This window comes from Actinoplanes palleronii (genome assembly GCF_016862315.1).
Classification (GTDB): domain Bacteria; phylum Actinomycetota; class Actinomycetes; order Mycobacteriales; family Micromonosporaceae; genus Actinoplanes; species Actinoplanes palleronii.
In genome coordinates, this window is the sequence record NZ_BOMS01000016.1 from 1 (window position 1) to 18,936 (window position 18,936).

Here is an 18,936-nt window from a genome sequence, read left to right on the forward strand (position 1 = left end):
TTGCGTGGTGCCCGGCTGGTGCTGGCGGCCGGTATGCGGGGCTCTTGACGGCCCTCAGGGCCAGCTGGGTCTGCCCCGATGATCGCTCAGCTGGTTGACCTTGAAGAGCCGTTCGGTGATCGCTTGTCGGGCTTTCGCGGGCGGTGGCGGCACGCGATGCTGCACCAGCTGGTGCTCAGGGCGGTATCCCGGCCGCTGATACGACCACCAGCACCAGCCGACGACGTCCCATGCCGCTCAGCCTAAGTTGATCTTGGTTGGGTGCTGGTGGCCGGGGCCGCCGGCTACCCGTCCCCGATCACTCCGTGGGCGGGGTCACGTCCGCGGGCGTGGTGCATGCCGCACCCGGGAAGGGCGGTCAGAGTCCGCACTGCTCGATCGCGTGCGTCTACCGCCCACCCGGGGGCGGTAGACGCACTCACCACCCGACCGCGGACCGCCACCGCCCCCATCCCGACCCGCCGCGGACTCCGGTCGCCCTGCCGGTGTGGAGTGCGGACTCCGGTCGCCCTGCTGGTGTGGAGTGCGGACTCCTGTCGCCCTGCTGGTGCTCGTGGTGGTGTCGAGGTGGCTGATGCGGCCACCGTCGCCGGCCGGGTTCGGCGAGAGCTGGGGCTGGGGGCGGTTTCAAGGGGCTCTTTGCGGCGCTGAGCGCCGGCCGGGTCGGTGCCGCGTGCTGCCGTGGTAGGGGCGGGGGTGGGTTGGTCAGGGGGCGGCTGGGGACTCGGGGGGTGGGGTGGGTTGGTCAGGGGGCGGCTGGGGACTCGGCGGGCGGGGTGGGGAGTTCGCCGGTGGTGTGGGGGCGGCGGTAGCGGCGGTTCAGGTAGAGGATCGCCCAGGTGGGCAGGCCCAGGGCGACGATCCAGGGCAGCAGGGCGCCGAGGACGGTGAGCAGCACCCCGAGCGACGAGACCAGCGCCTTCCAGCCGTCGGCCAGGCCGCTGAGGAAGCCGGTGGTGTCGTCGTCATCGGTGCCGGCCGGGACCGGGGCCTCCGGGCCGAGCAGCACCACGGTGACCGTGCTGAGCGCGGTCAGGTCGGCCAGCCGGCGCTTCTTGCCCTGCAGTGAGGCCAGGTCGGACTCCCGGGTGGCGACCTCCTTCTCCAGCATCACCAGGTCGCTCAGCGATTTGGCCGAGGCGAGCAGTTTGCGGCCGCTGTCCACCCGGGCCTGCTGGACGGTGATCCGGGCGTCCAGGTCGACCACCTGCTCGGTGACGTCCTCGGTGTTGATCGCCCGGTTCTTCTCGTCGCCGAGCTTGGCGATCTGCTCGAGCGCCGAGCCGAACTTGTCGGCCGGGATCCGCAGCTTCAGGGTCGCGGTGTCGGTGCCGCCGTTGCCGCTCTGCCGTTCGTCGCCGCCGATGAACCCGCCGGTGCCGCCGGTGATCCCGGTGATCTGGGCGGCGGCCACGTCGACGTCCTTCACCTGGACGGTGAGCGTGCCGGTGTAGATGATCGAGCGCTGGTCCACCCGCAGGTCGGGCGCCCCGGCCGGGGTGTCCTGGCCCGGTTCGGCGCCACCGGCGGCCGCGGTACCGGGCTCCGCGGCCTTGCGGGCATCGCCGCCGGCGTCGCCCTCGTTCATGGCCGGTGCCCCGGCCGGTGACGACTGGTCGGCGGCGCCGTCCGCGCCGCAGCCGGCCAGCAGGGCGCCGCTGAGAAGCACGGCGCCCAGTAGGATATGTCCCCGTTTACGCATTGCTACTCCGATCGTCGGTACGACTGAGCGCTGGGACGTACGGCGGGCACTGCCCGGTTCCGGCAGACTGCGTTATGACCGGTCACGATTCAGCAGCGGAGGAGTCCCGTGCGCGTCACGAAGTTCACTCATGCCTGTCTACGGATCGAGGGTGCGGGGGTCCTTGTCGTCGATCCGGGGGAATTCTCCGAGAAGTCGGCATTGGACGGTGCGGATGCCGTGGTCATCACGCATGAGCACTTCGACCACCTGGACGTCGCGGCGGTCACCGCGGCGGTCGCGCGCCGGCCCGCGCTGCGGATCTTCGCGCACGCGGAGGTGCTGGCGAAGCTCGGCGCGGTCGCCGAGGCGACCACCGCCGTCGCGCCCGGCGACACGTTCGAGGCCGCCGGGTTCCACCTTCAGGCGTACGGGGGACAGCACGCCGTCATCCACCCGGACATCCCGCGGATCGTGAATCTCGGCTACCTGATCGCCGACGGGTCCACGAACGTGTACCACCCCGGCGACTCGTTCGCGGTTCCCGAGGACGCCACGGTCGACACCCTCTGCGTGCCGCTGAACGCGCCGTGGATGCGGCTGGCCGAGTCGATCGAGTTCGCCCGTGCGGTCAAGCCGGGCCGGGCCATCGCGATCCACGACGGACTGCTGAACGAGCGCGGCGCGGCCGTCTCGGACCGGCACCTGGAGAACTTCTCCGGCACGCGGTACCAGCACCTGGCGCCCGGCGCCACGCTCGACTGACGTGCCGCGGCCGTGACCGACGCGAACGTGACCGACGACGTGCTCCGCCGGCTCTACGAGGAGCCGCCGGAGGGTTTCGTGGCGACCCGGGCCGCCGCGATCGAGCAAGCCCGGGCGGCCGGCGACCGGGACACCGCGAAGCGGCTCGCCGCCTGCAAGAAGCCGACCGTGGCGGCCTGGGTGGTCAACCTGCTGGCCCGCCGGCGACCGGATCTGATCGGTGAGCTCGTCACCCTGTCCGAGGCGCTCCGGTCCGCGCAGCGCGACCTGCACGGCGACCAGTTGCGCGAGCTCTCGCTGCAGCGCCGCCAGTTCGTGTCGGCGCTGGTCGCGGACGCCCGCAAGCTGGCCGTGGCGGCCGGCGCCGGCGCCGGGAAGCTGCCGCTGGGCGAGGTGGAGGCGACGCTGACCGCGGCGCTCGCCGACCCCGAGGTGGCCGCGCAGGTGCGGACCGGGCGGTTGATCCGGGCGGCCGCGTACGCCGGGTTCGGCGAGGTGCCGCGCCCGCGGCTGCGTTTGATCACCGGCGGCGACGAGGACCCGGAGTCCGACGGCCCGGAGGGCGACGCGGACGAGGGGGAGGAGCTCGGGGCGGGCCCGGAGGCCGGGCGCGGGCCCGCGGCGGGGCACGTGACCACTCCGGGGCTCGGGACGGTGCCGGGGATGGGGCACGAGGCGGCCCAGGAGGCCCGGGAGCGGGCGGCCCGGGAGCGCCGCCGCCGGGAGGTCGAACGCAAGCGCCGGGAGCTGGAGCGCGAGCTGAGCGCCGCGGAGGCCGCCGAGCGCCGGGCGGATCAGCAGCTGGAGCGCGCCGAGACGGCCGAGCGGGACGCCGAAGGGCTCGTCGACGACCTGGAGGCGGAGCTGGCCGAGTTGGAGCGGCGGCGGGCCGAGGCGGTGGCCGAGGTGGGGCGCCGCAAACTGGCGCGCCGGGGCGCCGAACGGGAGACGGCCGCGGCCCGGCGACGGGTCGGCGATGTGCAGGCCGCCCTGGAGGATCTGGGCTGACGGGTTCCCGGCCGTGCCCACCCGCGGACATCGCCCCGGAGGGCTCCGCGTTCTGGACGCGTCAGCGGCCAGCGGAGCCCGCAGGGGTCCCGGCGGGAGCGACGATCTGTACCCGGCTGGACGCACGACATCCTGAATTTGATCTTGATTTTTCGGGTGGTTCCGGGACCGGGCACTTATCGGGAGCGTTTTCCATAACCGGTCAGGGGGAGCAGAATCGGGCGGGTGACTCCCGAACAGGCTGCCGCCACTGCCAAGACGGGCCTCGCCACCATCGTCGGAGCCTTCGCCGAATCCCCGCAGACCCTGCGCCGTGCGCGGCTGCTGGGACTGTCCGGCTGGGCCTACCACGTCTCGGCCCGGGCCGGTGCCCTCGGCGACGTGCGCCCGGAGACGGTGGCGGCCGCGCTCGCCTTCATCGCGCCCGAGGCGGTGACCGAGGGGTGGGAGGCGACCGCGAAGAGCTCCCAGCCGTCCGAGGTGGCCACCTGGCACCTGCGGGAGCTGTGCACCTGGGGCGAGGAGCAGGTCGGCGGGTTCCCCCGGCTGAGCCGGCTGCTCGAGCTGGGCGGGCGGGTGGTGGACGCGGTCGACCCGGCCGGGCTGCCGCTGTTCGCCGCCTGGCGGTCCATGCCGATGCCCAGCCAGGCACCGGGCGCCCAGGCCGCGATGCTGCTGCAGCTGCTGCACGAGCACCGGCAGGGGGTGTACGTGATCGCGGTGCGCGCCGGCGGGCTGACCCCGCTGGAGGCGATCATCGCGGGGCCGGAGGGTGAGACCGGCGCGGTGGCGTTCGGCTGGCAGCCACCGTACCCACCCGCGGGTCCGCTGGTGCGCCGGCTGATGTGGGCCGAGGCGGTGGCGAACTCGATGGCCGGCCAGGCGTACGCGATCCTGGACCGCCCGGAGCGCGTCGAGTTCGGCGGCCTGCTGGAGTCGCTGAGCCACCGCTTCGCCCGCTGACGCTGTGCGGCGGCGCGCCGCCGCACAGCGGGGCGTCAGTTGTCCGGGTTAGCCGTCCGGGTCGGGCGGCTGCGCAGGCTGTGCACGTAGTCGTCGGGCGCGCCGGCCTTCTCGGCCGCGTTGGCGATCTCCGAGAGGTACCACGTGGTCGGCATGCCGCCCTCGTAGCCGGCGTAGACGTAGACCCAGGCGGGCACCTCACCGTCGAGCGTCGATACACGCACGGTGAGTTTTTGGTACGTCCCGGCGGGCACCCCCTCGACCTCGTCGAGTTGTGCCGCATCCCACGGATGCACGTCGTACACGGAGACGAAGACGCGGTCACCGGGTGATTCGGCGATCGTCGTCACGGCACCCTCCCAGCCCATTTCCCCTTCTCCGGCAAAGGTCAGGCGCCAGCCTTCGATCCACCCCACGCCCACCATGGGCGAGTGCGGACAGTAGGCGAGCATGCGGGCTGGGTCCAGGTTCGAGCCATACGCGGCGTAATGACGCACGGCGACGACGATAGTCGCCTGGAGGGTCGGTGAGAATATGAGGAGTGCGTGTCGGCACAACCGCTTTTGTCGCGGCTGAACACAGTCGCTCTTTGGAGGTCGGGAAATCGTGAGTCGGATCGTGATCATCGGTGGCGGACCGGGCGGGTATGAGGCGGCTCTGGTCGCCGCTCAGCTCGACGCCGATGTGACCCTGGTCGAGGCGGACGGACCCGGCGGCGCCTGTGTGCTGACCGACTGTGTGCCGTCGAAGACCTTCATCGCCAGCTCCGAGGTGATGACCGGTTACCGGCACAACGAGCGGTTCGGGATCCGGTCGGCCGGCCTGGACGGGGTGACCGTCGACGCGGCCGCGGTCAACGACCGGGTCAAGCGGCTGGCCCTGGCGCAGTCCGCGGACATCCAGACCAAGCTGGTCAAGGCCGGTGTCGACGTGGTGCACGGCCGGGCCCGGATGGGCGAGGACCGGCTCGGCCACACCCACCAGGTGCTGATCACGCCGGAGGGCGGCGAGCAGTACGCGGTCGAGGCGGACACCGTCCTGCTGGCCACCGGCGCCACCCCGCGGGTGCTGTCCACCGCCCGCCCGGACGGCGAGCGGATCCTGGACTGGCGCCAGGTGTACGACCTGACCGAGCTCCCCGAGCACCTCGTGGTGATCGGCTCCGGGGTCACCGGCGCCGAGTTCGCCAGCGCGTACCTCGCGATGGGCGTGAAGGTGACGCTCGTCTCCAGCCGCGAACGGGTGATGCCGCACGAGGACGCCGACGCCGCGATGGCGATCGAGCGGGTGTTCCGCGAGCGGGGGATGACCATCCTCAGCCAGTCCCGCGGCGACTCGGTGGTGAACACCGGCGACGGCGTCCGGGTGACCCTCTCCGACGGCCGGGTGATCGAGGCCTCGCACGCGCTGATCGCGGTCGGCGCCATCCCGAACACCGCCGACCTGGGCCTGGCCGAGTACGGCGTGGCGGTCGGCAACGGCGGCTACGTGACCGTCGACCGGGTGTCGCGCACCAACGTGCCGGGCATCTACGCGGCCGGCGACTGCACCGGGGTGCTGCCGCTGGCCAGCGTCGCCGCGATGCAGGGCCGGATCGCGATCTGGCACGCCATGGGTGAGGCGGTCGCCCCGCTGCGGCTGCGCACCGTCTCGGCGAACGTGTTCACCGACCCGGAGCTGGCCACCGTCGGCGTCTCACAGAACGAGGTGGACTCCGGGCGCTTCCCGGCCCGCCAGGTGATGCTGCCGCTGACCGGCAACGCCCGGGCCAAGATGGCCGGCCTGCAGGACGGGTTCGTCAAGCTGTTCTGCCGCCCGGCGACCGGTCAGATCGTCGGCGGGGTGGTGGTGGCACCGAAGGCGAGCGAGCTGATCCTGCCGATCACCATGGCGATCGAGAACAACCTGACCGTTGACCAGCTGGCACACACCATCACGATCTATCCGTCGCTGTCGGGTTCGATCGCTGAGGCGGCGCGTCAGCTGATGCAGCACGAGGTGCAGTAACCGGGTCGGCCGCGGCCGTGGCACCCGGTGCGGCCGTGGGCGGCTCCTCCGCGGCCGGCTTGCCGCCGAACAGGGCCAGGATCCAGCCGGCGGTGCCGAAGACGACAGCGGCGCCGGCCGCGATGGCGAACAGCCGCCAGGCGGACTGGGTGATCGCGGTGCCGCCCAGGTGCCCGACCAGTCCGCCGTAACAGGCCCAGGCGATCGCGGCCGCGCCGTCGTACCCGACGAAGTGCTTGACCGGGTACCCGGTGCGGCCGGCGTGGTAGCCGGAGGCCATCCGGCCGCCGGGGACGAACCGGCAGAGCAGCATCACGAGCGGGCCGGGCCGGCGCAGGCCGCGGGTGAAGCGTTCGGCGGCTTGCCGAGTCTTCGAATTCCCGCCTTCTTCGTTCCGTGGGGCGAATCGGTCACGCAGTGCGCTCAGGCGCCCGCCGGTCGAGCGGCCCAGCACGAACGCGGCGGCGTCGCCGGTGAACATGCCGAGCGCGCCCACCGCGATGACCAGGGTCAGGTGCAGGTGGCCGTACACGGTCAGCGCGCCTGACGTGATCATGATGGCCTGGATCGGCACCACCGGGATCAGCGCGTCCACCGCGAGGAAGCCGAACAGCACCAGGTAGACCCACGTCGGCGAGGCCAGCATGGTGAGCAGGTCGGTCATCGCAGGGCCACCTCGCGGGTTCAGGGCTGACCGCATTCTGCGCGACCGAGCCTGAGAGGGCGCTGTGTTCAGCATGCGCCCTGAACGTCCGGACGAACCGTGACGCCCGCCACGGTACGGGCGCGGGTCCCCGTTGTGCCGCTGTTTTTCCGAAGGCCGACACAGGCGCGGGGCGTACCGTTGGATCGCTCGCGGGCGCCGGATCCCCCTCGTTCCGACGCCGCGGGCCCGGGCCGCCGGTAGGTCCCGTATCGGCGGCCCGGCCCCCGCCGGTGATCATGCGGTTTCCACAAAGAGCCGGAAACACCTCGGCAACGAACCGGCCCTAGATTCCAGCCATGGCGGATCTTTTCGAGGAGTACCGCCTCGGCCCCGGCTGGGACGAGATGTTCGCCGAGCTCGGCGTGCCCAGAGCGAGCTACGAGGCGCTGCACGCGACCCTGCAACCCCTGTCCAGCGCGGAACTCGGCGTGCGCGCCGAGGTGCTGGCCCGGGCGTTCCTGGACCAGGGCATCACGTTCGCGCTGAAAGGGGTCGAACGGCCGTTCCCGCTGGACATCGTGCCGCGGATCATCGCGGCCGCCGAGTGGCGCGGCGTCGAGGTGGGCGTGGCCCAGCGGATCCGGGCCCTGGAGGCGTTCCTGGCCGACGTGTACGGCGCCGGCCAGGTGCTCGCCGACGGCGTGGTACCCCGGCGGATCATCGCGACCAGCGCGCACTACCTGCGCGCGGCCGCCGGGATCACCCCGCCGAACGGGGTGCGGGTGCACGTCGCCGGGGTCGACCTGATCCGCGACGAGCAGGGCACCTTCCGGGTGCTGGAGGACAACGTCCGGATCCCGTCCGGTGTCAGCTACGTGATGGAGAACCGCCGGGCGATGGCACAGGTGCTGCCCGAGGTGTTCGCGGCGACCCGGATCCTGCCGGTCGAGTCGTACCCGGCGATGCTGCTGACGGCGCTGCGCGCGGCGGCGCCGGCCGGGATCAGCGACCCGGCCGTGGTGGTGCTCAGCCCCGGCGTCTACAACTCGGCGTACTTCGAGCACGCGATGATCGCCCGGGAGATGGGCGTCGAGCTGGTCGAGGGCCGTGACCTGGTCTGCGTGGGCAACGCGGTGGCGATGCGCACCACGGCCGGCGAGCAGCGGGTCGACGTGATCTACCGGCGGATCGACGACGACTTCCTCGACCCGGTGCACTTCCGCGCCGACTCGGTGATCGGGGTGGCCGGGCTGCTGAACGCGGCCCGGGCCGGCCGGGTCACCATCGCCAACGCGGTCGGCAACGGGGTGGCCGACGACAAGCTCCTCTACACGTACGTGCCGGAGCTGATCCGGTACTACCTGAACGAGGAACCGCTGCTGCCGAACGTGGACACCTACCGGCTGGACGAGCCGGGCGTGCTGGAACACGTCCTGGACCGGCTGGACGAGCTGGTGCTCAAGCCGGTCGACGGGGCCGGTGGCGCGGGCATCGTGATCGGGTCGCAGGCGATGCGGCACGAGCTCGACGCCGTACGGGAAAAGATCGTTGCCAACCCCCGCGGGTGGATCGCCCAGCGCGAGGTGAAGCTCTCGATGGTGCCCACCCTGATCGGTGACCGGCTCCGCGGCCGGCACGTCGACCTGCGGCCGTTCGCGGTCAACGACGGCGAGAAGATCTGGGTGCTGCCCGGCGGGCTGACCCGGGTCGCGCTGCCGGAGGGCGAACTGGTGGTCAATTCCAGTCAGGGCGGCGGTTCCAAGGACACCTGGGTGCTGGCCTCGCCGACCTCGCCGGTCGGTGAGCCGGTGCCGATCCCGGTGGCCGGCCCGGTCCCGTCGGCGCCGGCCGCCCCGCCCGACCCCGGACCGGGCCAGGCCCCGGCCGAGGAACAGCAACAGCAGCAGCAATGAGGGACGGTGTGCCGTGTTGAGCCGCATCGCTGAATCGCTCTACTGGATCGGCCGTTACGTGGAACGGGCCGAGGACACCGCCCGGATCCTCGACGTGCACCTGCAGCGGATCCTGGCCGACCCGTGGACCAGTGAGGACGCCGCCTGCCGCTCGCTGCTCGGCGTGATGGGCAAGCCGGTCGAGGACGGCCCGTTCACGTCCGGTCAGGTCATCGAGGTGCTCGGCCTGGACCAGCGCAGCCCGAGCTCGGTGGTCGGCGCGCTGGCCGCCGCCCGGGAGAACGCCCGCGGCTGCCGGGAGATCATCTCGTCGGACGTCTGGGAGTGCCTGAACGCGACGTACCACGGCCTGGCCCGGGCACCCCGGCAGGTCGAGTCGCAGGGTGTGCACGCGTTCTTCCGCTGGGTGCGCGACCGCAGCGCGGTGATGGCCGGGCTCACCGACGCCACCATGAGCCGCGACGAGGGCTGGCTGTTCCTGGTGCTGGGCCGCAACATCGAGCGGGTCGACATGACCGCGCGGCTGCTGCGCACCCACGAACGGGCCGGCGGCAGCATCCCCAGCTGGCTGACCCTGTTGCGGTCCAGCGGGGCCTGGGAGACCTTCTTGCGTACGTATCGGGGCGCGCTCGACGACCGCCACGCCGCGGAGTTCCTGCTGCTCGACCGGCTCTTCCCGCGCTCGGTCTTCGCCGCCCTGACCGTGGCCGAGAGCTGCCTGACCGACCTGGAGCCGGACCCGGGCCGGGCCGGGGTGGCCACCGACGCGCAGCGGATCGTCGGGCGGGCCCGCACCGGGCTGGAGTTCCGCGGCCCGGACGATCTGATCAACGACCTGGGCCCGGTCCTGGCCGGCCTGGAGAAGACGTGTTCGCAGGTGAACGACGCGGTGTCGCGCCGCTACTTCCGCCAGACGTCGGCGGTCAACTGGAGTTCGGGAGCCCTGGCATGACCGACTGCACCGAGCGGCACCCACCCGCACCGAACATCGATACCTCTGGCGAGGGCCAGAAGGGCATGCCGAAGGCAGGCACAGCGTGACTTCTTTGGTGGACAGCTGGCGGCTGAAAGTTCAGCACAAGAGCGGTTTTGAGTACGCCGGGACGGTCACGTCGTCGTACAACGAGGCCCGGATGTGGCCCCGCAACGACGCCCGCCAGGCGGTGCTGGACGCGAAGATCGAGGTCTGGCCGCCGGCCCGCACCTACCAGTACGAGGACTACTGGGGCACCGTCGTCACCGCCTTCGACGTGCACGCCGGGCACGACAAGCTCACCGTGACCGCGTCCTCGACGGTGGAGACCCTGCCACCCGGCGACCTGCTCAGCGGCGGCCTCGACTGGGGCTTCGACACCGACCGCTGGTACGAGTTCCTGCTGCCCACCCGGCGCACCCGCCTGAACGACGAGCTCACCGCGATCGTGGCCGAGCTGCGCGCCCGGCACGACAACCCGCAGGACGCGGCCATGGCGGTCTGCGAGTTCGTCCGCTCCGAGGTCGCGTACGTGCCCGGCGCCACCGGGGTGCAGAGCGACGCCCTGCACGCCTGGGAACAGCGCAAGGGCGTCTGCCAGGACCTCAGCCACCTGGCCGCCGGGATGCTCCGGGCGCTCGGCCTGCCGGCCCGGTACGTCTCCGGATACCTGCACCCGAAACCGTCCGCGGAGATCGGCGAGAGCGTGGTCGGGCAGAGCCATGCCTGGGTGGAGTGGTGGGCCGGGCGCTGGACGTCGTACGACCCGACGAACGGGGTGCCGATCGGGCACCGGCACGTGCTGGTCGGCCGCGGCCGGGAGTACGGCGACGTGCCGCCGCTCAAGGGCATCTACGCCGGCCCGAAGAGCACCGGCCAGGGCGTGGAGGTGACGATCACCCGGCTCCGATGACATATCTTGTCGTTGCCTAGTTATTGTTCTCGGATGAGTAGGCCGAGTTATCACCACGGTGACCTGCGCCGGGCCCTGCTGACCGCGGCAGCCGAGGCGATCACCGAGTCCGGGGTGACCGCGCTCAGCATGCGCGACCTGGCCCGCCGGGCCGGGGTGTCGCACGCCGCGCCCAGCCACCACTTCACCGACAAGGCCGGGCTGCTCACCGCGCTCGCCACCGACGGCTTCGAACAGCTGACCAAGGCCCTGGCGACCTCCCGGCTGGCCAGCAACAGCCTGCTCGAGCTGGGCGTGACGTACCTGCGGTTCGCGCTGGCCCACCGGGCCCAGTTCGAGGTGATGTTCCGGACCGACCTCTACCACGCCGAGGACCCGGAGCTGCTCGCCGCGCGACGCCAGGCCGCCGACGCGCTCTACGCCGGGATGACCGACCTGCCGGACGCCCCGCTGGCCGGCCCGACCGCGGCCAGCCCGGCGCGCCCGGCCCGGGAGGGCACGTCGGAGCTGGTGCCGGACGAGGTGCGGGAGGTGGGGCTGGCCGCGTGGTCGATGGTGCACGGGTTCGCGACGTTGTGGCTGAGCGGGGCGTTCCCGGAGAGCGCGCACGAGGACCCGGTGGAGGCGGCTCGGCGGATCTTGTCGCGGGTGCGGCAGATGGGGCTGTAGCCGAGGGGTCGACCTGTCGGATTGCGGCCTGTTGTCGCCCGCCGAGGGGGTGGAACCGCGTCTGAGCGCGTGCTGCTATCGGCACCCGAGCCTGGCCGGCCGTTGGTTCCTGCCGGCATGCCGGCGCTGGATGGACCAGTGCTCCCATCGCGCCCGCGGCCGGAGGGAGTGCACGGGGTGCGTGCCGGGCCGGTCACGCCGCCGGGCCGCGGGCGGGTGATCATGCAAGCTGGGGGAACTCCACGATCGGCTTGGGCTGGGTAGGGGGAAGCGCACTCGGTGCGGCCCGGCTGGTGCTCAGGGGTGTCTCGGAGCCCTTGAGGCACCCCTGAGTACCAGCTCAGATCGGTCGGCTGGCGCTGAGGGGTGTCTCGGAGGGCTCGAGGCACCCCTGAGCACCAGCCCACTCAAGATCGCCCGCAAGCCCGCCGACAACAGCCCGCCACTCCCTTGGGGGCGCCCCCGCAGACAGTCTGCCCGCAACAGCCCCCACCCGCCGGCCACCCTGTGGACACCCCGCGACTGTGGAAAACCCCACCCCACCTACTCGATCGTGCAGACCACAGCCCCCGCGGTCACCGTCGCGCCGACCTCCAGCACCAGCCCGGACACCGTTCCCGCCTTGTGTGCCGGCAGCGGCTGCTCCATCTTCATCGCCTCGACCACCACGATCACGTCGCCCTCGGCGACCTGGTCACCGTTCTGCGCGGCGACCTTCACGATGGTGCCCTGCATCGGTGCGGCCAGGCTGTCGCCGCTCGCCGTCGCCGCACCCGCGCCGCCTCGGGCCCGGCTCGACGAGGGGCGTTTCGGGGCGGGTGCTCCGGTCGTACCGGAAAGCAGGCTCTTGGGCAGGCGGACCTCGATGCGCCGGCCGCCGACCTCGACCACGACGGTCTCGCGTTCGGCGACCTCGTCGCCGGCCGGGGCCGGGATGCCGAACGGCGGCACCTCGTTCACCCATTCGGTCTCGATCCACCGGGTGTGCACGGTGAACGGTTCGCTGGTGAACGCCGCGTCCCGGACCACCGCGCGATGGAACGGCAGCACGGTGGCGATGCCCTCGATGACCGTCTCGTCGAGCACCCGCCGGGACCGTTCCAGGGCCTGTTCCCGGGTCGCGCCGGTCACGATGATCTTGGCGAGCATCGAGTCGAAGTTGCCGCCGATCACACTGCCCGCCTCGACGCCGGCATCGACCCGCACGCCGGGCCCGGACGGCCAGGTCAGCGCGGTCACCTGGCCGGGCGCCGGCAGGAACCCGCGGCCCGCGTCCTCGCCGTTGATCCGGAACTCGATCGCGTGCCCGCGTGGCACCGGGTCCTCGGTGATCGCCAGCCGCTCACCGGCCGCGATCCGGAACTGTTCCCGGACCAGGTCGATGCCGGTGGTCTCCTCGCTGACCGGGTGTTCCACCTGCAGCCGGGTGTTCACCTCCAGGAACGAGATCGTCCCGTCCTGCCCGACCAGGTACTCGACCGTGCCGGCGCCGTAGTACCCGGCTTCCTTGCAGATCGCCTTCGCGCTCTCGTGGATCTTCGCCCGCTGCTCGACGCTGAGGAACGGCGCGGGCGCCTCCTCGACCAGCTTCTGGTGCCGGCGCTGCAGCGAGCAGTCGCGGGTGCCGACCACTACGACGGTGCCGTGCGTGTCAGCGATGACCTGCGCCTCGACGTGCCGCGGCCGGTCCAGGTAGCGCTCGACGAAGCACTCGCCGCGCCCGAACGCCGCGACGGCCTCCCGGGTCGCGCTCTCGAACAGCGCCGGGATCTCCTCGATCGTCCGGGCCACCTTCAACCCCCGGCCGCCCCCGCCGAACGCCGCCTTGATCGCCACCGGCAGTCCGTGCTGCTCGGCGAACGCCACGATCTCGCTCGCGTCCGCCACCGGCTCCGACGTGCCGGGCACCAGCGGCGCGCCGGCTCGCTGCGCGATGTGGCGCGCGGTGACCTTGTCCCCCAGGTCGCGGATCGCCTGCGGGCTCGGCCCGATCCAGGTCAGACCATTTTCCTGTACGGCCTGAGCGAACTCGGCGTTCTCCGACAGGAAGCCGTACCCGGGGTGCACCGCGTCGGCCTGAGCCTTCGCCGCGACCGCGAGCAGCTTGTCGATCCGCAGGTACGTGTCGGCGGCGCTCTCGCCGTCAAGTGCGTAAGCCTCATCGGCGAGCCGGGCGTGTGGCGCGTCACGATCACTGTCGGCGTAGACGGCGACGCTGGTGAGACCGGCGTCCTTGCAGGCCCGGATGACCCGGAGGGCGATCTCGCCGCGGTTGGCGATCAATATCTTTCGCACGGCTAGAGCCTAACGGGAGTTCAGCCCAGCGTCGCTACTCTCCGAGCCCCGCTCACGTTTGCGGGTCGGGCTGCACGCCGGCACCGGTCGCCGGCCTGGGCACCAAGGTCAGCAGCACCACCCGGCCCAGCGTGGCGCTCATGCCCAGCGTGGCGCTCGTGCACGGCGTGGCGCTCATGCCCAGCGTGGCGTTCATGCACGGCGTGGCGCTCATGCCCAGCGTGGCGCTCGTGCCCAGCGTGGCGCTCGTGCCCAGCGTGGCGCTCGTGCCCAGCGTGGCGCCCGCGACGGTCCGCGTTCTCGGCTGTCCCGGCGCGCGTCCCGCCCATGGCTGGCTCTCACGGCCGTTATGGACCCGGATAAGGGCCGTCAGGCCCAGCCGACTGCCCCGGGCTGGTCCTCGCGGCCGTTATGGGTCCTGCTCAAGGGCCGTCAGGCCCAGCCGGAGGTCCCGTTATGCCGCTCAGCCTATTTTGATCTTGGTGGGCCCTGCGGCTTCGGAGTGGTGTCCGATGTGTTCGGGTGCGGGTGGGTGGCGTTGTGGGCCGGGATGGGTCGGTCGCTAGGTGTTGCTGTGACGGTCGGCGTGGGTGGTCGATGCCGGTGGGGCGGCAGGAGCCCGCGCTCGGCGTTGAGGGGGCGGCTGGGGTCCGCGTTCGGCGCCGGCGGGGCGGTGGACGTCCGCGCTCGGTGTTGGAGGGGCGGCAAGGGTCCGCGTTCGGCGGTGGCGGGGCGGTGGGAGTCCGCGTTCGGTGTTGGAGGGGCGGTTGGGGTCCGCGGTGGGTCGGGTTCGGGGGGCGGTGTCGGTCCGCGGTCGGGTGGTGCGTGCGGCTACCGCCCCCAGGTGGGCGGCAGGCGCACGCGATCTGGCAGCGCGGACTCTCACCGCCCTACCCAGGAGCTACCGGCACGCCAACTCAAGCCACGTGGCATTGGGAGGTCCCGGGCTGGTCCTGGCGGCCGTTATGGGTCCTGCTCAAGGGCCGCCGTGCCCAGCCGGACTGGGGTCAGTGCCGCCAGAGCGTCGTGATCGGGATGTTCATCTGCGCGAGCAGGGTTCGCAGGAGCGGCAGGGACAGTCCGATCACGTTGCCGGGGTCGCCCTCGATCCGTTCGACGAACGCGCCGCCGCGCCCGTCGAGCGTGAAGGCCCCGGCCACCTGGAGCGGCTCACCGGAGGCGACGTAGGCCTCGATCTCCGCATCGGTCACGTCGGCGAAGTGCACCACGGTCGTACCGACGGCTTCCGCCTGCAGCCCGCTGACCAGCCCGGTCAGGTGATGCCCGGTGTGCAGCACGCCGGACTTGCCGCGCATCGCCATCCAGCGCTGTGCGGCTTCCCGGGCATCGGCCGGCTTCCCGAAGATCTCTCCTTCGAAGGCGAGCACCGAGTCGCAGCCGAGCACCAGCGCCCCCGGATCCGCGGGCAGTTCAGCCGCCACGGTCCGCGCTTTCATCCGGGCCAGCGCGAGACTCAACGTGTACGCGTCCTCGGCCTCCACGACGCTCTCGTCCACACCGCTGACGATGATCTCGGCGTCGATCCCGGCCCCGGTGAGCAGCGCCCGCCGGGCAGGGCTGGCCGAGGCAAGAATCAGCCGGTACGCGTTGTCACTCTGCACGAAAAGTGAGACTACAAGCCTTGCCGGTACAAAAGTGCCCGCAAGCCCCATGTTCCATCGGGAAAGCTGACAAACCCCAATCCCGCCCCCGAACCCCCGCTCGGCGCACTCCCGCCGATCCCGCTCGCCGGGCACCAGGCCGCGCTCGCCGCCCCACGGGTGTCGACATCGGTCGCCACGGCTCAGAACCGCCGCCACTTCCGCCGCCGAGCAGCAAGAAACCCCACGACCACTCCACCGGCGAGCACCGCCGCGATCCCACCGAGAACCCGTACCCCCCAGCCCCGCCCCGCCGGATCAGCCTCACCCGCTGCTGAACGCGAACCCTCAGCCCCCGGCGACGCAACACCCAGCGGCGGAACGTCCGCGGTCAGCGCCTTGACGATGTTGAGCACCCCATAACCACACTGCTCATCCCGCCCAGGCGCCCCAATATCGGTAGCAGTAGCCGTAAGCCGATGAACAACCTCCCGAGCCGAAAGCCCAGGAAACCGAGCCCGAACCAACGCCGCCGCCCCAGAAACAATCGCAGCCGCAGCCGAAGTTCCCCGCGCTTTTCGGTACCCAGAGTCTAGTCCGGTAGTAACGATTTCGTCTCCGGGCGCGCAGAGGCTTATATTTGGTCCCGATATTGAGAATTCGGCGTGTTTTCCAGTTCTGTCGATTGCGCCGACAGCAAGGACTCCAGGTAGTGCCGCTGGGTAGCTCAATTTGGCGGTACTCGTATCGTTTCCCGACGCGGCAACGACGACGGCATCTGCCTGCTTGGCGGCTTGGATTGCGGCCTGCAGGTCTCTCGATGGGCTGGTTCCGGCCGAAACATTAATGATCTGGGCGCCCATTTCTGAGGCGAGAGCGATTCCCTCCGTGAGTTTGGAGTTCGGGAGGGCTGTTTTGTAAGCCTTGATTGGAATCAGATGTGCGGAAGGAGCGATCCCAAGTATGCCTTTGCCGGTGCCGTGTCCATGGCCCACAATTAGGCCAGCTAGCTCCGTCCCGTGACCGTTTTCGTCGTCGGTGTCTTCGCTATTTGCTGTGTCGATGAGGTTCTTTCCGGCTATGAGATTGTGGGAAATGTCGTGATGAGGATGGATTCCGGTGTCGGGCAACCCAACGATTACGCCGACGCCGGTGCTGATTGCATGGGCATCCTTTATCTTGAGGAAATCGAGATGCCATTCTGAATCGCGCACCAGATCCCTGCAAATAGGTGCAGGTAGGGTCAGTATTGCCGCGATGGAAGCAGTTGAATTTATGATTTTGCTCATAGTGTTGGAAAGCATCTAAGAAAGTCCGATGACAGGTCCTGGGTCGATTTTCTTTTTCTCGGATGGAAGCAAGATTGGGGCGACCCCCTCTGCTGTCGCCCAGGGATTGCCCAGATCCCAATGCTGTTTGCGGTATTCAGGTGTATGCGATTTATCCCGACGAGGGACCGGAGGCGATGCGACTAATCCGGGCTGCCCGATCACGCCACCGGGAGGATTTACTTTTTGCGTTTTCGCTGTGTTGGTTCCGGGCCGTATATTGTCGGTTCCGGGGGAGGTGCCAATTATCCCGCCCGGCAACGTGCCGCGTCCCCCGCGCGTCGATGCTTCCTTGGATTCTGCAGGAAAGCCAAGGCCTAATCGCGTACTACCTGGTTGGCGGTACATTGGCAATTGCTCGCTTTTGTCTCCGATGGAATTCGACCGAACAGTCGGGGGCGTGAAAGCCGTTGAGATTGGTGTAAGGCTTGTTCTTGATTGTTCAATATTGCTCAATATTGGCGCATCCGGACGAGGAGCAAAAAGGCCCTGATCTGGCAAGGCGGTAGACGGATTAATTAATTTTTGTGCGGGACGAACGTTTGCGGACGAGGTTCCGGTCAGCGAAGGTCTTTCGGCTGCTCCGGAATTGAATGGCTCACTATCTTGAAGCCTGTTTTGGGGGGCGTAGAGCTGGGGGTTGGTGATTAGCAGCTGGGCCTGGGCCAGGTCGGTGCTGAGGGTGGACATCAGGTGCTGGGCCTGTAGCTGGAGGTCGCGCTGGCGGGCCTCTGCGGCTGCCGGGGGGTGGGGTAGGGCGGCTCGCCATTTGCCGGTGGCGGTGGCGTTGTCCTGGAGCCGGGAGGCGTAGGCGTTCAGGGTTGCCTGGTTGGCTGTGTACTCCTCGGTGATGGCGGCAAGCTTTCGGCGGGCGCCGACCAGGGAGGACGTTGCCGCGCCCAGGGCGTGGTGGTTTTCGACCGTGGCGTGGTGGGTGGCGATTATGTGGGCGATCAGGTCGTCCAGGCGTTCCAGGTATTTCGCGGAGGCTTTGCTTCTCTCCGGGGGCCATGCGTCGGCCAGGTTCTCGCGGTAGCGCTTCACGCGGGACCAGTGGTCGATCAGCAGGTCGGCGGATTTCTTCCAGGTGACCAGCAAGTTCTTGTGGGCGGTGCCGTCGTGTGGGGCGAGCATCGACCACATCTGCGGGACGGTCAGCAAGGACCACTCGGTGCCTCGGGTGCGGTCCGCGTCGTCGATCATCAGGGGACTCCCTTCGAGGGAGGGCCGGGAGCTGCTGGGGACCCGGGAGCAGAGGGGGAATCCGCGGCGGCAGGGGCGCCGGGAGTTGCGGAGGCGCCGGGAGCCGCGGGGGACTCGGAAGCTGAGAAAGAGCCGGGGGAGCCGGGGGAGCCGGGGGAGCCGGGGGAGCCGGGGGCTGCGGGACCGGGGCCGGGGCCGGGAGGGGGAGCGGGGAGCAGGCCGGCGGTTGCCAGGGCTGATTCCACGTCCGTGAGGCGGGCGCTGGCGAACGCGTCGGCGCCCCGGTACATGCCGCTTACCTGCTCAGCGGCCTTGGCGAAGCCGTGTGTGCCGTTCGCGAAGTTGTAGATGTTCTGCTGGCAGGTGTCTTGTGCGGTTTCGAGGACACCGTGAAACAGGGAAAGCTCGTTGAACCCGGCGTCGGCGGCCGGGAGGCGGGCCAGCATCTGGTTCGCCAGGGTGTCGGCGTGTGGGGCGTAGTCGTGGTCGACCTCCGCCAGAAGTGTGGCGGCGAAGTCCTCCATCGCGGTGATGTCGGCCGCGATCTGGCCTTCATCGGGCGGCCAGGACGGTGTGCGGTCGTCGTTGGGAGCCACTCAGCGAGATTAACCGCTTACCGCACGCCACATCGAGCCCTGTGGAAATCCCTTGTGGATGACGGCAGGGTGGTGAGTCGGTGAACGTCAGCGAGGGAGAGCCGATGATTTCCAGGACCGGGGGGCTGCTGCTGGACGGCCTGATCGGATCCAGTCTGAGGTGGTCTGCGGCTTGGTTCCGCAATTGACCGCGTTGGATCGAACTGCCAGGATGGCGACAAGAGCGGCCAGCTCATGATCGTCTAGGCTTCCACGTACGACGCCGACCAACGGTTCCTCGTTCATCGGCCGAGCGTACGACGGTTGCTCCGGCTTCCGGTGACACGTGTCCCACACTCGGCTGATCAATTCGCGGCCGCTCGACAGAACCAGGTA

Annotated in this window: 18 protein-coding genes; 8 read left to right on the top strand and 10 right to left on the bottom strand. The window is 70.3% G+C overall.

All coding sequences use genetic code 11. The features are described from left to right. Positions 1-745: 745 nt before the first annotated feature. Positions 746-1,669 carry a DUF4349 domain-containing protein gene (locus Apa02nite_RS06210; RefSeq protein WP_239164154.1) on the bottom strand — a complete coding sequence of 308 codons (924 nt, stop codon included), beginning with the start codon at positions 1,667-1,669 and terminating at the stop codon, positions 746-748. Positions 1,670-1,810: 141 nt separating this feature from the next. Here Apa02nite_RS06210 and Apa02nite_RS06215 point away from each other — a divergent pair, with 141 nt between their 5' ends. The 3 genes from Apa02nite_RS06215 to Apa02nite_RS06225 all read left to right on the top strand — a co-directional run bounded on the left by Apa02nite_RS06215 (position 1,811) and on the right by Apa02nite_RS06225 (position 4,417). Next, positions 1,811-2,446: an MBL fold metallo-hydrolase gene (locus tag Apa02nite_RS06215; protein WP_067687165.1), complete on the top strand. Its 636-nt coding sequence runs from the start codon at positions 1,811-1,813 to the stop codon at positions 2,444-2,446. Positions 2,447-2,458: 12 nt separating this feature from the next. Continuing rightward, positions 2,459-3,454, top strand: coding sequence for a hypothetical protein (locus Apa02nite_RS06220; RefSeq protein WP_239164155.1), 996 nt, complete (start codon positions 2,459-2,461; stop codon positions 3,452-3,454). A 225-nt stretch (positions 3,455-3,679) separates the two neighbouring features. Further along, positions 3,680-4,417 carry an SCO6745 family protein gene (locus tag Apa02nite_RS06225; RefSeq protein ID WP_067687160.1) on the top strand — a complete coding sequence of 246 codons (738 nt, stop codon included), beginning with the start codon at positions 3,680-3,682 and terminating at the stop codon, positions 4,415-4,417. Between the two features lie 35 nt (positions 4,418-4,452). Here the strand turns inward: Apa02nite_RS06225 and Apa02nite_RS06230 are convergent, their stop codons facing one another. Next, complete coding sequence (locus tag Apa02nite_RS06230; RefSeq protein WP_067687157.1) at positions 4,453-4,914, bottom strand: gamma-glutamylcyclotransferase; 462 nt, start codon at positions 4,912-4,914, stop codon at positions 4,453-4,455. 109 nt (positions 4,915-5,023) lie between these two features. On the opposite strand from Apa02nite_RS06230, the gene Apa02nite_RS06235 reads away from it, so the two are divergent. After that, complete coding sequence (locus Apa02nite_RS06235; RefSeq protein ID WP_203824211.1) at positions 5,024-6,424, top strand: NAD(P)H-quinone dehydrogenase; 1,401 nt, start codon at positions 5,024-5,026, stop codon at positions 6,422-6,424. On the opposite strand, the gene Apa02nite_RS06240 is transcribed toward Apa02nite_RS06235, so the two are convergent. Next, positions 6,351-7,088 (bottom strand): DedA family protein, encoded by a 738-nt coding sequence (locus tag Apa02nite_RS06240; RefSeq protein WP_203824212.1) that lies wholly within the window; start codon positions 7,086-7,088, stop codon positions 6,351-6,353. The two genes, Apa02nite_RS06235 and Apa02nite_RS06240, sit on opposite strands and share 74 nt — an antisense overlap. A gap of 338 nt (positions 7,089-7,426) precedes the next feature. Here Apa02nite_RS06240 and Apa02nite_RS06245 point away from each other — a divergent pair, with 338 nt between their 5' ends. The 4 genes from Apa02nite_RS06245 to Apa02nite_RS06260 all read left to right on the top strand — a co-directional run bounded on the left by Apa02nite_RS06245 (position 7,427) and on the right by Apa02nite_RS06260 (position 11,538). Next, positions 7,427-8,983 (top strand): circularly permuted type 2 ATP-grasp protein, encoded by a 1,557-nt coding sequence (locus tag Apa02nite_RS06245; RefSeq protein WP_203824213.1) that lies wholly within the window; start codon positions 7,427-7,429, stop codon positions 8,981-8,983. Positions 8,984-8,996: 13 nt separating this feature from the next. Beyond that, complete coding sequence (locus Apa02nite_RS06250; protein WP_203824214.1) at positions 8,997-9,935, top strand: alpha-E domain-containing protein; 939 nt, start codon at positions 8,997-8,999, stop codon at positions 9,933-9,935. A gap of 85 nt (positions 9,936-10,020) precedes the next feature. Continuing rightward, complete coding sequence (locus Apa02nite_RS06255) at positions 10,021-10,869, top strand: transglutaminase family protein (RefSeq protein WP_232343977.1); 849 nt, start codon at positions 10,021-10,023, stop codon at positions 10,867-10,869. A gap of 33 nt (positions 10,870-10,902) precedes the next feature. Further along, positions 10,903-11,538 carry a TetR/AcrR family transcriptional regulator gene (locus tag Apa02nite_RS06260; protein ID WP_203824215.1) on the top strand — a complete coding sequence of 212 codons (636 nt, stop codon included), beginning with the start codon at positions 10,903-10,905 and terminating at the stop codon, positions 11,536-11,538. Positions 11,539-12,081: 543 nt separating this feature from the next. Here the strand turns inward: Apa02nite_RS06260 and Apa02nite_RS06265 are convergent. The 7 genes from Apa02nite_RS06265 to Apa02nite_RS06295 all read right to left on the bottom strand — a co-directional run bounded on the left by Apa02nite_RS06265 (position 12,082) and on the right by Apa02nite_RS06295 (position 18,846). Further along, positions 12,082-13,833, bottom strand: a complete 1,752-nt coding sequence (locus Apa02nite_RS06265; protein WP_203824216.1) for an acetyl/propionyl/methylcrotonyl-CoA carboxylase subunit alpha — start codon at positions 13,831-13,833, stop codon at positions 12,082-12,084. A gap of 52 nt (positions 13,834-13,885) precedes the next feature. Further along, on the bottom strand, positions 13,886-14,047 hold the full coding sequence (locus Apa02nite_RS06270; RefSeq protein ID WP_203824217.1) for a hypothetical protein: 162 nt from the start codon (positions 14,045-14,047) through the stop codon (positions 13,886-13,888). A 793-nt stretch (positions 14,048-14,840) separates the two neighbouring features. After that, positions 14,841-15,455: a Maf family protein gene (locus tag Apa02nite_RS06275; protein WP_203824218.1), complete on the bottom strand. Its 615-nt coding sequence runs from the start codon at positions 15,453-15,455 to the stop codon at positions 14,841-14,843. 182 nt (positions 15,456-15,637) lie between these two features. Continuing rightward, a complete protein-coding gene (locus Apa02nite_RS06280) occupies positions 15,638-16,723 on the bottom strand; it encodes a S8 family serine peptidase (RefSeq protein WP_203824219.1) in 1,086 nt (361 codons plus the stop codon). Positions 16,724-16,738: 15 nt separating this feature from the next. After that, a complete protein-coding gene (locus tag Apa02nite_RS06285) occupies positions 16,739-17,965 on the bottom strand; it encodes a hypothetical protein (RefSeq protein ID WP_203824220.1) in 1,227 nt (408 codons plus the stop codon). Next, positions 17,965-18,561 (bottom strand): hypothetical protein, encoded by a 597-nt coding sequence (locus Apa02nite_RS06290; RefSeq protein ID WP_203824221.1) that lies wholly within the window; start codon positions 18,559-18,561, stop codon positions 17,965-17,967. Before Apa02nite_RS06290 ends, Apa02nite_RS06285 begins: the two co-directional genes overlap by 1 nt. A gap of 87 nt (positions 18,562-18,648) precedes the next feature. Further along, positions 18,649-18,846 carry an acyl-CoA carboxylase subunit epsilon gene (locus tag Apa02nite_RS06295; RefSeq protein ID WP_203824222.1) on the bottom strand — a complete coding sequence of 66 codons (198 nt, stop codon included), beginning with the start codon at positions 18,844-18,846 and terminating at the stop codon, positions 18,649-18,651. Positions 18,847-18,936: the final 90 nt, after the last annotated feature.

Bases quoted from the DNA above. Each gene is read 5' to 3' on its own strand.
- Apa02nite_RS06245 (WP_203824213.1), top strand. From the start codon at position 7,427: ATGGCGGATCTTTTCGAGGAGTACCGCCTCGGCCCCGGCTGGGACGAG.
- Apa02nite_RS06285 (WP_203824220.1), bottom strand. From the start codon at position 17,965: ATGATCGACGACGCGGACCGCACCCGAGGCACCGAGTGGTCCTTGCTG.
- Apa02nite_RS06295 (WP_203824222.1), bottom strand. From the start codon at position 18,846: ATGAACGAGGAACCGTTGGTCGGCGTCGTACGTGGAAGCCTAGACGAT.
- Apa02nite_RS06260 (WP_203824215.1), top strand. From the start codon at position 10,903: ATGAGTAGGCCGAGTTATCACCACGGTGACCTGCGCCGGGCCCTGCTG.
- Apa02nite_RS06240 (WP_203824212.1), bottom strand. From the start codon at position 7,088: ATGACCGACCTGCTCACCATGCTGGCCTCGCCGACGTGGGTCTACCTG.
- Apa02nite_RS06280 (WP_203824219.1), bottom strand. From the start codon at position 16,723: ATGAGCAAAATCATAAATTCAACTGCTTCCATCGCGGCAATACTGACC.
- Apa02nite_RS06270 (WP_203824217.1), bottom strand. From the start codon at position 14,047: ATGAGCGCCACGCCGTGCATGAACGCCACGCTGGGCATGAGCGCCACG.